The sequence below is a fragment of the Azospirillum brasilense genome, from assembly GCF_022023855.1.
Classification (GTDB): Bacteria; Pseudomonadota; Alphaproteobacteria; order Azospirillales; family Azospirillaceae; genus Azospirillum; species Azospirillum brasilense_F.
On sequence record NZ_CP059453.1, the window covers coordinates 204,062 to 216,873 of the forward strand.

Below are 12,812 nucleotides of genomic sequence, written 5' to 3' on the forward strand. Positions count from 1 at the left end.
CCCCTCTCTTCCGGACGGAGGAGGGGGGCACTCTTTTGCGCTCAGGCCGTCTCGCGTTCTTTTTCCGGGGCGGTGAAAGAGGCCGGAATTCCCGCCGGAAGGACGGCGGCGGCCACCGCGGCGAAATCGGTGCGCGCCTCTCGCTCCAGTTCTTCCACGCAGGGGCGGTGGCCCTTCACTTCCTGGGCGTATGTCAGACAGGCGCAGCGCAGAAGGCCGGCAAAATTGCGCCGCTCCACCCCGCGGGCCAAGACTTCGTCGTGCAACTTTGACAAGAAGCGCCCCAGCGAAACGCCCTGCATCGCCGCGATTTCCTCCAGTGCGCCCCAGAAGGCCGCTTCCAGACAGACACTCGTCGAATGACCGCTGAGGCGGACCCGCCGGGTTACCATGCGGAAGCGCTCCGGGTCCTGACCGGCAAAAATTCGGCACATCCCTCGTCTCCTTCCAAACTTCCCCGACTCCTTGAATGCACTATGAACGGAAAATCCGTAATGCGCATTAATTTCCGCAAGACGGAACCCGCTCAGGTCGAGTGAAGAGGGAAAAACATCACCAAATCCGCGCGCATCGAAAAACACTGGAGACGCGCAGTCTTCCCCGGATACCACCCCCGCCCGCTGAAATATGCGCTTACCTCAGCCAACCCGGCGCAAAAGAACGAGCGTTGAAAATATGGGGAACCGTTTTCCGCAACGCATTTCTGTCACGGAACCCACCCCCGCCGACCCCGTTATTGGTTTCCGGTTTTCGACGTCACTCCGCTGCGCCGCAAAAATCCACTGTATTCGTGGCGAATTCCCCGGCGGCAATCCGATGACACGTCATTGATGAGAGGATGGACACATGAGTTGGGCCGGCCAACACCAGTTCCCAATCGGCAGAAACCGAAAAAGAACACGTCCGACCGCCGACTCTCCACACTCTGAGATCACCACCCCGCCCTCGCAGACCCTGATCTGCTTTTCGCACCTGCGCTGGAGCTTCGTTTACCAGCGGCCACAACATCTTATGTCGCGATTTGCGCGCGACCACCGCGTGCTGTTCGTCGAGGAGCCGATCCACAACGATACGCCCGAGCCCTGGCTGGACGTGCGCGAGGATGAGGGCGTCCTCGTCCTGGTGCCCCGCCTGCCCGCCGGCATGGACGGCGAGGCGGCCGTCACCGCCCAGCGCCAGCTGCTCGACCGCTATCTGGCCGAGGAGGGGGTGACCGACCCGATCCTCTGGTACTACACGCCGATGAGCCTCGGCCTGTCCGGCCATCTGCGCGGGGCGCTGGTGGTCTACGACTGCATGGACGAGCTGTCGGCCTTCCACGGCGCCCCGCCGGAGCTGGTCGAGCGCGAGCGGCAGCTGATGGCGCGGGCCGACGTGGTGTTCACCGGCGGCGTCAGTCTCTACGAGGCCAAGCGCACCCTGCACCCCAACGCCCACGCCTTCCCCAGCAGCGTCGACGTCGCCCATTTCGCCGCCGCCCGCGGCATCGTCGAGGAGCCCGCCGATCAGGCGGCCATCCCGCACCCGCGGCTGGGCTTCTACGGCGTCATCGACGAGCGGCTGGACATCGCCCTGCTGGACGCCGCCGCCGCGGCCCGGCCCGACTGGCAATTCGTCCTGGTCGGCCCGGTGGTGAAGATCGACCCGGCCGACCTGCCCCGCCGCCCGAACATCCACTATCTCGGCCCGAAGAGCTACGACGACCTGCCGCATTATCTGGCGAGCTGGGACGTTGCCCTGATGCCCTTCGCGCGCAACGAGTCCACCCGCTTCATCAGCCCGACGAAGACGCCGGAATATCTGGCCGCCGGGCGCCCGGTCGTCTCCACCTCGATCACCGACGTGGTGCGCGGCTATGGCGACAGCGGCGTCGTGCGCATCGCCGACGCACCGGAGGATTTCGTCGCCGCCGTCGCGGCCGCCCTGGCCGACTCCGCCGATCCGGAGCGGCTGCGCGCCACCGCCGACCACGTCCTGCGCGACATGTCCTGGGACAAGACGCAGGGCCGCATGAAGACGCTGATGGAACAGGCCCGCCAGCGCGGACGCGCCGCACCGCCGGCCCACCGCCCGGCACCGGCGATCCATCCGGCCACTCACCCGGTCAGGCACGTCAACGGGCGCGCCGCCGGCCGCCGCTCCGGCTTCGACTATCTGATCGTCGGGGCGGGCTTCGCCGGCAGCGTGCTGGCGGAACGTCTGGCGACGGGGCTGAACAAGCGCGTCCTGCTGATCGACCGGCGCCCGCACATCGGCGGCAACGCCTACGATCACTACGACGACGCGGGCGTGCTGATCCACCGCTACGGCCCGCACATCTTCCACACCAATGCCAAGCCGGTCGCCGACTACCTGTCGCGCTTCACCAAGTGGCGCCCCTACGAGCACCGCGTCCTGGCGCGGGTGGACGAGAGGCTCGTCCCGATCCCGATCAACCGGACGACGGTCAACCAACTGTACGGGCTGGACCTCGACGAGGCCGGCGTGGCGGAGTTCCTGAAGAGCCGGGCGGAGCCGGTGGCCGACGTCCGCACCTCGGAGGACGTGGTGGTCGGCGCGGTCGGGCGGGAGCTGTACGAGAAGTTCTTCCGCGGCTACACCCGCAAGCAATGGGGCCTCGACCCGTCGCAGCTCGACAAGGCGGTGACCGCCCGCGTGCCGACGCGGACCAACGACGACGACCGCTATTTCGGCGACAGCTTCCAGGCGATGCCGCTGAACGGCTACACGCGCATGTTCGAGAGCATGCTCGACCACCCGAACATCAAGGTGATGCTGAACACCGATTTCGACGACGTGCGCGACGAGATCGCCTACGACCGCATCGTCTTCACCGGCCCGATCGACGAGTATTTCGGGCACCGCTTCGGCAAGCTGCCCTACCGCTCCCTGACCTTCCGGCACGAGACGGTCGACCGGGAGTGGTTCCAGCCCGTCGCCGTGGTGAACGAGCCGTCGGAGGCGGTGCCCTACACCCGCGTCACCGAGTACAAGCATCTGACCGGACAAAGCCACCCGAAGACCAGCATCACCTACGAGTACCCCTCCGCACAGGGCGATCCCTACTACCCGATCCCCCGCCCGGAGAACCAGGAGCTGTTCCGCAAGTACCAGGCGCTGGCCGACGGCACGCCGGACGTGATCTTCCTGGGCCGGCTCGGCACCTACCGCTACTACAACATGGATCAGGTGGTGGCGCAGGCGCTGGCGGTCTACGCCCGCCTGGAGAAGGAGGAGCAGCAGAGCCGCGGTCTCGCCGCCGCCGCGCGGGCCTTCGGCTCGCTGGGCGCGGAGCGGGAGGTGCGGGTCGCGGGGATGGGGGATTAGGAGGAGCGCGCGCACTCTTGCCCCCACCCTTTTTCCCCCGCTGAGCGGGGGAGGGCGCTTTCTTATCCCCTCCCCTGCGAAGCGGGGGAGGGTTAGGGAGGGGGCAAGACTCCGCACACCCGGAACGCCCCAAAAAACACAGAGCCCCCCATGCACACCCCCACCCTGTTCGACAGCGTCTTCCTCGGCGGCTTCGAATGCTCGACGCACCGGCGGCACGACGGGCGCCGGCTCGACCTGCTCGCGGCGACCGGCCACGACCGGCTGGCCGCCGAGGACTACCGGCGCATGGCCGCCCACGGCCTGCGCAGCGTGCGCGACGGCGTGCGCTGGCACCTCATCGAGACCACGCCGGGCCACTACGACTGGTCCAGCCTGCTGCCCATGGTCCGCGCGGCGCGGGAGGCCGGGGTCCAAGTGATCTGGGATCTCTGCCATTACGGCTGGCCGGACGACATCGACATCTGGCGTCCCGGCTTCGTGGAGCGTTTCGCCCGCTTCGCCGCGGCCACCGCGGCCCTGCTCCGCGACGAGGGCGTGGAGGCGCCCGCCTATTGCCCGGTCAATGAAATCTCCTACTGGGCCTGGGCCGGCGGCGACATGAAGCGCTTCAACCCCATGGCCGAGCGCCGCGGGGCCGAACTCAAGCACCAGCTCGTCCGCGCCAGCATCGCGGCCATCGACGCGATCCGCGCCACCGACCCGCGCGCCCGCATTGTCCAGGTCGATCCGGTCATCAATGTGCTGCCACGCCCCGACCGCAAGGGCGACGCCGGAGCTGCGGAGGAGGCCAGGCTGGCTCAATACGAGGCGTGGGACATGATCGGTGGCTACGCCTGGCCGGGGCTGGGCGGCAAGCCGGAGTATCTGGACGTGATCGGGGTCAACTACTACTCCGACAACCAGTGGTTCCTGAAGGGCGGCACCATCGGACGCGACGACCCGCGCTACCGCCCCTTCGCCGACATCCTGGCTGAGGTGCACCGGCGTTACGGCCGCCCGGTCCTGGTGGCCGAGACCGGGGCCGAGGGAGACGCCCGCGTGCCCTGGCTCGACTATGTGACGGGGGAGGTGATCGCGGCCTTGAAGGCCGATGTGCCGGTGGAGGGCGTCTGCCTCTACCCGATCCTCGACTATCCCGGCTGGGCCAACGACCGCCATTGCGAGACCGGCCTCTACGGCCTGTGCGACGAGGATGGCGGGCGTTGCCTCCACCAACCGCTGGCCGCCGCCCTGGAGCGCGCGCAGGCCCGCGTCGGCGCGCTGCTCGGCCAGCCGCAGTATCAGGCGGCTCAATGAGCGGTTCGAGCAAGGACACCATCCCGAACCGTCCCGGCCGCTTCCTGCTGCGCTACATCCGGCGGCGGCCCTGGTCGTTCGGCGGGCTGTTCTCGGTGATCGTGGCGGCGGCGGGCTGCGCGGTCGCCGTGCAGTACGGGATGAAGCTGCTGATCGATGCCATGGCCTCCCCCGACCGGGCGGCGGCGGACGTGTGGACTCCGCTCGGCCTGTTCCTGGGCTTCATCGCGGCGGAAAACGTGCTGTGGCGGCTGGGCGGCTGGCTCGGCTGCCGGACCGTGCTGGCGACCGGCGTCGACATGCGGCTGGACCTGTTCCGGCACCTGACCGGCCATTCGATGCGCTACTTCTCGACGCATCTGGCCGGGTCGCTGGGCAACCGCATCGCCGCCACCGAGAACGCCGCCACCACCATCTTCCGCACCCTGACCTGGAGCATCGTCCCGCCGGTCACCGATTTTCTGGGGGCGGTGCTGGTGCTGCTGACCATCCATTGGGGCATGGCGGCGGCGCTGGTGATGTTCGCCGTGGTGGTCGCCGTCGCCATCGTCGGGCTGGGGCTGCGCGGGCGGACGGTGCACCACGCCTTCGCCGAACAGTCCGCCCGCACCAACGGCGAGTTGGTTGATGTCGTGTCCAACGTCTGGACGGTGAAGGCCTTCTCCGCCCGAGGGCGGGAGCGCGAGCGCCTGCGGCAGGCCTTCACGGTCGAGGCCGGGGCGCACCGCCGCAGTTGGATGCATCTGGAGAAGACCCGCGTCGTCCATGACGTCTGCCTGTGGGTGATGGCCGGGTCTATGCTGCTGTGGGCGCTGCTGCTGTGGCGGGACGGGACAATCACGACCGGCGACGTGGTGATCGTCAGCGCCCTGACCTTCCGCATCCTGCATGGCTCCCGCGACCTCGCCTTCGCGCTGGTCACCGCGACCCAGCAGGTCAGTGCCATCGACGAGAGCCTGCGGGTGATCGCCCGCCCGCACGACGTGCTCGACCCCGTGCCGGCGCAGCCCGCCACGCCCGGCGGCGGTGCCATCGCGTTCGAGCGGGTCTCCTACCGCTATCCCGAAGGGCGCAAGGTGCTGGAGGATTTCAGCCTGACCATCCCGGCCGGGCAGAAGGTCGGGCTGGTCGGGCCGTCGGGAGCCGGCAAGTCCACCATCATCAGCCTGATCCAGCGGCTGGACGACGTGCAGCGCGGCGACATCCTCATCGACGGGCAGCCGCTGACCGCGCTCGCCCAGGACGACCTGCGCGCCAAGATCGCCGTGGTGCCCCAGGACATCGCTCTGTTCCACCGCCCGATCCTGGAGAACATCCGCTACGGCCGCCCCGACGCCAGCGACGAGGAGGTGTTCGAGGCCGCCCGCCACGCCTTCTGCGACGGCTTCATCCGGCAGTTGCCGGAGGGCTACGGCACGCTGGTCGGCGAACGCGGCGTGCGGCTGTCGGGCGGGCAGCGGCAGCGGCTAGGCATCGCCCGCGCCTTCCTGAAGAACGCGCCGATCCTGATCCTCGACGAGGCGACCTCCGCGCTCGACACCCAGTCGGAGCAGGAGATCCAGGCGGCGCTGGCCGATCTGGCCCAGGGGCGGACGGTGGTCGCGGTGGCCCACCGCCTGTCCACCGTGTCGGCCTTCGATCGCGTGCTGGTTCTGATGGACGGCCGCATCGCCGAGGACGGCCACCCCACGGAGCTGCGGCGGCGCGGCGGGCTGTTCAACTCTCTCTGGCAACTTCAGGCACAGGGCTTCGCGGCGGAGTAGCCGGAGCCTACCCGGCGGCCTCCGCACCGTGGCGCGGAGGTCGCATCAGCCGGAACGGTTAGGGAAGACCGCCCTTCGACGGGCTATCTTTCCGGGCGTCATGTGTTAAGACACCAGACGCAACTTCGCTTCGGCCCGAAAGCTCGATGAAAGCCACGACCGACGATAGCATCCCCAAAGCAACCACCCGAATTCCGCGTAAAAGTCACGGAGCCGGCGTATGACCGACCTGCCGGTGATTGGCGGCAACTTGGATTTCCTGTCCGGCGGGGGCGAAATGGGAGAGCGGATGCGCTCCCACGACTGGGCATCCACGGCGCTCGGCCCGCCGGAGGGCTGGCCGCAGAGCCTGCGCACCATCGTCAGCGTCGTCCTCTCCTCCCGACAGGCGATGTTCGTGGCCTGGGGGCCCGAGTTGGCCTTCCTCTACAACGACGGCTATGTGCCGATCTTCGGGGCCAAGCACCCGGAGGCGCTCGGCCGCCCCTTCGCCGAGGTGTGGTGGGACATCTGGCACCAGATCAAGCCGCTGGTCGACCGCACGCTGGCCGGCGAGGCGTCCTGGTACGAGGATCTGCTGATCCCGATGGAGCGCCGGGGGTTCCGCGAGGATGCCTGGTTCACCTTCTCCTACACCCCGGTGCGCGGCGAGGACGGGCGCATCCCCGGCATGTTCTGCGCCGCCATCGAGACGACCGGGCAAGTGCTCGCCACTCGGCGCACCGACTTCCACCTGAAGCTGGAGGCCCGGCTGCGCCAGCTCTCCGACCCCTTCGCGGTGGCGGCGGCGGCGGCGGAAGCCCTGGGTCGCCACCTGGGAGCCAGCCGCGTCGGTTACGGCGTGATGGACGAGACCGCGCGCTTTTTCACGACGGAGCGGAACTGGACCGATGGCAGCGTCGATCATCAGGCCGGCACCCATGACCTGCTGAGCTTCGGACCGGAACTTCTGGACACGCTGCGCGGCGGCGGGACGCTGACCATCCACGACACAGCAACGGACCCGCGCTTCGCCGCGCCGGACCGCCAAGCCGCCTTTGCGGCGCTGAACATCGCCTCCGCCGTCACCGCTAGCCTGGTCAAGAACGGGCGAATGGTCGCCGCCCTCTACGTCCACGACCGGAAGCCCCGGCGCTGGCACCCGGACGAGGTCCGGCTGGTCGAGGAGGTGGCGGAGCGCACATGGTCGGCGCTGGAGCGCGCCCAGGCAGAGGAATCGCTGCGCCGCGCCAACGCCCGGCTGGCCGCGGAGGGGGAGCAGATGCGCACCCTGTTCCGGCAGGCGCCCAACTTCATGTGTGTGCTGCGCGGCCCGGACCATGTGTTCGAACTGGCCAACGACTCCTACCGGCAACTGGTCGGCGACCGCCCCCTGATCGGCAAGCCGGTGCACGAGGCCATGCCGGAGGTCGCCGGGCAGGGCTTCTTCGAGCTGCTGGGCCGCGTCTACGACAGCGGGAAGCCCTTCGTCGGGCACGCCCTGCCGGTGCGGGTCGTCCGCCAACCCGGCGCGCCCGTCGAGGTACGCTTCATCACCTTCATCTACCAGCCGATCAAGGACGCCGACGGGCGGGTGACCGGGATCTTCTGCGAAGGCAGCGACGTTACCGAGGCCAAGCGGGCCGAGGACGCGCTGCGCGACCTGAACGCCACGCTGGAGCAGCGCGTCGCCGAACGCACCGCCGACCGCGACCGCATGTGGCGCCTGTCCACCGATGTCATGCTGGTGGCGCGCTTCGACGGCGCCATCAGCGCGGTGAACCCGGCCTGGACCAGCCTGCTGGGCTGGTCGGAGGGGGAGCTGGCGACGCGCAACTTCTTGGACTTCGTGCATCCGGACGATCTGGAGCGCACGCGGGCCGAAGCGGCACGGCTGGGCGCCGGGCACATCACGCCGCGCTTCGAGAACCGCTACCGCCACAAGGACGGGCGTTATCTCTGGCTGTCCTGGGTCGCCGTGCCGGACGACCGCTTCATCCACGCCGTGGGCCGCGACATCACCGCCCAGAAGGAGGCCGACGCCGCCCTGCGGCAGACCGAGGAGCAGCTTCGCCAAGCCCAGAAGATGGAGGCGGTCGGCCAGTTGACCGGCGGCGTGGCTCACGACTTCAACAATCTGCTCCAGGCGCTGGAAGGATGCCTGTCGATGATCGGGCGCCGCACGGAGGAGCCGCAGGTCCACGCCCTGATCGACGCCGGGCAGCAGGCGGTGGGGCGCGGGGCCAAACTGGTGCAGCAGCTCATGGCCTTCGCCCGGCGCGACAGCCTGCGCCCGGAATCCATCGGCGTGCGTGACCGGATGCTCGCCATGTCGGCCCTGCTGGAACGGGCGCTGCGCGCCGACATCGCGCTGGATCTCCGCCTTGGCGACGATCTCTGGCACGTCGAGGTGGACCCGACCCAGTTCGAGCTGGCGGTCATCAACCTCGCCGTCAACGCGCGCGACGCCATGCCGTCGGGCGGGCGGCTGACGGTGGAGGCGGTCAACACGGTGTTTCCTCCGGGCGATCCGCGGGGGGTGGAGGGCGAATTCCTGCACCTGTCCATGTCGGACACCGGCTGCGGCATGCCCGCCGCGGTGGCAGCCCGCGCCTTCGAGCCGTTCTTCACGACGAAGGACCTCGGTAAGGGGACGGGGCTGGGGCTGGCCCAGGTCTACGGCCTCGCCCGGCAAGCCGGCGGCACCGCCTGGATCGACAGCGCGCCGGACCGCGGCACGACGGTGCATCTTCTGCTCCGCCGCTCCGCCGTGACTCCGGCGGTGGAGCCCGCCCTGCCCGCCGCCATCGTGCCGCCGTCGGTTGGCGCGCGGCGCCATGGCCGCGTCCTCGTGGTGGAGGACGATCCCATCGTCGCCATGACCGTCAGCACGGCGCTGGAGGACGCCGGGTTCGCCGTGCTCTCCGCAGCCACTGCGGAGGAAGCGCTGCCCCACCTGTCGGACGACGGGGTCGACGTGCTGCTGAGCGACGTGGTGATGCCCGGTGGGATGAGCGGCATCGACCTAGCCCGCGAAGCCCGCGAGCGGCGACCCAGCCTGCCGGTCATCCTGGCGACCGGCTACAGCGAGGACATCGCCCGCGCCACCGGCATCCCGGTGCTGGCGAAGCCCTATCGGATCGACGAACTGGTCGGGCGAATCGACGCGATCCTGATGGGCCAAAACGAGGAATAAAAGGGCCGGGGAATAAGAGGGCTGGGGAATAAAAAAGGCGGAGCCCCCAGGGGGACTCCGCCTTGGCCGGCCGCGACCCGGTTGCTCAGATGTGGTCGGAGGACAGGATGGCCTCAGCGTCGCCGCCAGTGCCGCGGCCCGGCAGGACTGCGTTCAGGACGACGCCCATCAGCGCCGCCAGCGCCATCGATGAGACGACGAAGCCGCCGTCGCCGAACTTCAGCGACGCCCCGCCGATGCCGATCACCAGGATGGTCGAGGAGATCAGCAGGTTGCGCTTGTCGCCCAGATCCACCTTGCCCTCGATCAGCGTGCGGATGCCCGAGGACGCGATGACGCCGAACAGGGCGATGGACACGCCGCCCATCACCGCCGTGGGGATGCTGGACAGGAAAGCCGACAGCTTGCCCACGAAGCCCAGGATGATGGCGAGCGTCGCCGCCCCGCCGATCACCCAGACGCTGAACACGCGGGTCACCGCCAGCACGCCGATGTTCTCACCGTAGGTCGTCGCCGGGGGACCGCCCAGCGCGCCCGCCACCATGGTTGCCACCCCGTCGCCGAACACCGAGCGGTGCAGGCCCGGATCGGCGATGAAGTTGCGGCCGACGACGCGGCTCAGCACGATCTGCCCGCCGATGTGCTCGGCGATGGTGACCAGCGCCACCGGCGCCACCAGCAGGATCATCGCCCAGGCCGAGACGCCCTCCTTCATGCCGGAGAACAGCAGGTGGAAGTCGGGCATCCGCAGGAAGGGCGCCGCGGCGACCGGTCCGAAGTCCACCATGCCGAAGACCACGCCCAGCGCATAGCCGGTCAGGATGCCCAGCAGGATCGGCACCACCGTGAAGAAGCCGCGCAGCACGATGGAGTAGAGGAAAATGCTGCCCAGCGTCGCCAGCGCCAGCAGGAAGTGCGGCAGGCTGTACTCGCCGCCGCCGGCGGTGTTCTGGGCCATGCCCACGGCGACCGAGGCGAGGCCGAGGCCGATCACCACGATCACCGGCCCGACGACGATGGGCGGCAGGATGGCCAGCAGCCAGCGCACGCCGAAGGCGCGGATCAGCAGGGCGACCGCCACATAGACCGCCCCCGCCGCACAGGCCCCGACCAGCGCGCCGCCGGTCCCGCCGATCTGGGTGGCGGCGACGATCGGGCCGATGAAGGCGAAGGAGGAGCCCAGATAGGCGGGCAGCCGCCATTTGGTGAAGGCCAGATAGATCAGGGTGCCCAGACCGCTGGTGACGAGCGCCACCGACGGGTCGAGACCGGTGAGGATCGGCACCAGCACGTTGGCGCCGAACATGGCGAACAGGTGCTGGAGGCTGAGCAGGAAAAAGGTGGCCGGGGGCGGACGGTCGTGGACGTCCAGCACCCGGTCGCGCGGGGCTGTCATGAACTGCGGTTCCCGTATCGGTGGTTGCGCGGCAAGGGTTACTCCGCGGCGGCCTGCCCGGTCAAACGCCACCATGCGGATTTTTTCGGCACCAAGCCCCCACAGGACCCGGCGGCACCGTCATAGGCGTGAAATCATTCCTTCGTTGCCTCACCATAGGCCATTCGTTAGTATGATGTTTGATAAAAATTCCCGTGAATGGACATGAAACTGCGTTCCCGCACGCGATGCGGGTTTGAGCGCTTGATTTTAGAGTGATTGACCGCATGGCCGACGAACTGTTTGCACAACTTACAGACACCCTTTCGTCGGCGAAGACGGTGGAGGAGCTGACCCGGCCCCTGCTGTCGCTTCTGGAGCTGGTGACGGAGCTGGAGGCCACCTACCTCACCCGGATCGAGCTGGAACACGGCATCCAGCGCATTCTCTTCTCCTGCAACACCAAAACCCTGACCATTCCTGAAGGGCTGGCCGTTCCGTGGGAGGGCACGCTGTGCAAGCGGGCGCTCGACGAAGGGAAGCTCTACACCGACGACGTGCCCAACTGCTGGGGCGACTCCGAGGCGGCGGCTGCGCTGGGCATCCGCACCTATGTCAGCACGCCCGTCCATCTCGACGACGGCAGCCTGTTCGGCACGCTCTGCGCCGCCAGCTCGGAGCAAAAGCCGCTGACGCCCAAGGGAGAGCAGGTGCTGCGCCTGTTCGCCTCGCTGATCGCCCTTCACATCCAGCGCGAACAACTCCTGACCCAGTTCCGGGAATTGAACGCGGCGCTGGAATCCTATTCCTACACCGACGCGCTGACCGGTCTGCCGAACCGGCGCGCCGTGGTCGCGGAGTTGCACCGGCTGTTCGCCATGGCCGAGCGGGCCGGCCAGAGCGTGCTGATCGGCTTCATCGACCTGGACGGCTTCAAGGCCATCAACGACACCCACGGGCACGAGGCGGGCGATGCGTTCCTGACCGAGGTGGGGCGGCGCATCGGCACTGGGCTGCGGGCGGGCGACACGCTGGGCCGGCTGGGCGGCGACGAGTTCATCATCGTCGGCATGGGGGCTACGCCCGGCGCCGAGGGGGATGACGCCGCCGACGCTCTGCGCGAGCGGGTGGAGCCGCTGATCCGCGGCACCTACCGCCTGGACAGCTGCGCCTTCGACTATCCGGGGGCGAGCGTCGGTGTGGTCAGCGCCGACCCCGGCACCACGACGCCCGACCACGCGCTGCGCGCCGCCGACGCCGCCATGTATGTCCAGAAGAGGATCCGGCGGGCCACCCGGGCCTGACGCCGTTTTCCGCGCAGTCCCTTACGGGCCGCCGGCCACGCTCCAGGGATCGGGAGCGGTCACTTCATAGGGCTGGGCGATGCCGCCCATCGACAGGGCGTGAACCGAATTGCTGGAGAAGCCGCAGGCCTGCTCCGGATTCACGGCGGCGTTGGGACGGAAGGCGTAGGGCCGCGGCGCATCGGGCGACACCGAGGTGGCCTTGGTCCGCACGACCAGCCCATGGCCCGTCGGAACGCTCTGCTCCACCCAAATCCAGAGAACGTCCGGGTTGTCGCGGAAGCGGGCCAGCAGGGTGGACAGCGCCTCCGTGCAGGCGGCGTGTTCGAGCTGGTGGGCGCCGCGATCGATGATGGCCGAGGCCGGCCCGGACGAGGACGCGTCCGCGGGATTCCAGGTGAACGCCATGAGGCCGGACAGAGCGATGCCAGCGATGGAGGTTCCCCAGAGAACCCCGGCGTCGAAACCGGAATCACCGTGACGGCTGGAATGATCGCGCATCGTAGCCCCTCTACAAAACACTCAACCGCGGCAACCGGCGTCTGCAGTGTCCCCGTCTGTTTGACAGG

Annotated in this window: 8 protein-coding genes; 5 read left to right on the forward strand and 3 right to left on the reverse strand. The window is 68.8% G+C overall.

The annotated features are described in order from the left end of the window. Positions 1-41: 41 nt before the first annotated feature. Positions 42-581: a ribbon-helix-helix domain-containing protein gene (locus H1Q64_RS30665; protein ID WP_237908098.1), complete on the reverse strand. Its 540-nt coding sequence runs from the start codon at positions 579-581 to the stop codon at positions 42-44. A 430-nt stretch (positions 582-1,011) separates the two neighbouring features. On the opposite strand from H1Q64_RS30665, the gene glf reads away from it, so the two are divergent. The 4 genes from glf (at position 1,012) to H1Q64_RS30685 (ending at position 9,564) form a co-directional block, all read left to right on the forward strand. Further along, positions 1,012-3,327: a UDP-galactopyranose mutase gene (gene glf, locus H1Q64_RS30670; RefSeq protein ID WP_330874663.1), complete on the forward strand. Its 2,316-nt coding sequence runs from the start codon at positions 1,012-1,014 to the stop codon at positions 3,325-3,327. Positions 3,328-3,477: 150 nt separating this feature from the next. After that, positions 3,478-4,626, forward strand: a complete 1,149-nt coding sequence (locus tag H1Q64_RS30675) for a beta-galactosidase (RefSeq protein ID WP_237908100.1) — start codon at positions 3,478-3,480, stop codon at positions 4,624-4,626. Beyond that, positions 4,623-6,389: an ABC transporter ATP-binding protein gene (locus H1Q64_RS30680; RefSeq protein ID WP_237908101.1), complete on the forward strand. Its 1,767-nt coding sequence runs from the start codon at positions 4,623-4,625 to the stop codon at positions 6,387-6,389. Before H1Q64_RS30675 ends, H1Q64_RS30680 begins: the two co-directional genes overlap by 4 nt. A gap of 220 nt (positions 6,390-6,609) precedes the next feature. Next, positions 6,610-9,564 (forward strand): PAS domain-containing protein, encoded by a 2,955-nt coding sequence (locus H1Q64_RS30685; protein WP_237908102.1) that lies wholly within the window; start codon positions 6,610-6,612, stop codon positions 9,562-9,564. Positions 9,565-9,649: 85 nt separating this feature from the next. Here H1Q64_RS30685 and H1Q64_RS30690 read toward each other — a convergent pair whose 3' ends face one another. Then, positions 9,650-10,960 (reverse strand): solute carrier family 23 protein, encoded by a 1,311-nt coding sequence (locus H1Q64_RS30690; protein ID WP_237908103.1) that lies wholly within the window; start codon positions 10,958-10,960, stop codon positions 9,650-9,652. 266 nt (positions 10,961-11,226) lie between these two features. Here H1Q64_RS30690 and H1Q64_RS30695 point away from each other — a divergent pair, with 266 nt between their 5' ends. Beyond that, positions 11,227-12,243: a sensor domain-containing diguanylate cyclase gene (locus H1Q64_RS30695; RefSeq protein ID WP_237908104.1), complete on the forward strand. Its 1,017-nt coding sequence runs from the start codon at positions 11,227-11,229 to the stop codon at positions 12,241-12,243. 21 nt (positions 12,244-12,264) lie between these two features. Here the strand turns inward: H1Q64_RS30695 and H1Q64_RS30700 are convergent, their stop codons facing one another. After that, positions 12,265-12,744: a hypothetical protein gene (locus H1Q64_RS30700; RefSeq protein ID WP_145677789.1), complete on the reverse strand. Its 480-nt coding sequence runs from the start codon at positions 12,742-12,744 to the stop codon at positions 12,265-12,267. Positions 12,745-12,812: the final 68 nt, after the last annotated feature.

Bases quoted from the DNA above. Each gene is read 5' to 3' on its own strand.
- H1Q64_RS30695 (WP_237908104.1), top strand. From the start codon at position 11,227: ATGGCCGACGAACTGTTTGCACAACTTACAGACACCCTTTCGTCGGCG.
- H1Q64_RS30690 (WP_237908103.1), bottom strand. From the start codon at position 10,960: ATGACAGCCCCGCGCGACCGGGTGCTGGACGTCCACGACCGTCCGCCC.
- H1Q64_RS30685 (WP_237908102.1), top strand. From the start codon at position 6,610: ATGACCGACCTGCCGGTGATTGGCGGCAACTTGGATTTCCTGTCCGGC.
- glf (WP_330874663.1), top strand. From the start codon at position 1,012: ATGTCGCGATTTGCGCGCGACCACCGCGTGCTGTTCGTCGAGGAGCCG.
- H1Q64_RS30700 (WP_145677789.1), bottom strand. From the start codon at position 12,744: ATGCGCGATCATTCCAGCCGTCACGGTGATTCCGGTTTCGACGCCGGG.
- H1Q64_RS30675 (WP_237908100.1), top strand. From the start codon at position 3,478: ATGCACACCCCCACCCTGTTCGACAGCGTCTTCCTCGGCGGCTTCGAA.
- H1Q64_RS30680 (WP_237908101.1), top strand. From the start codon at position 4,623: ATGAGCGGTTCGAGCAAGGACACCATCCCGAACCGTCCCGGCCGCTTC.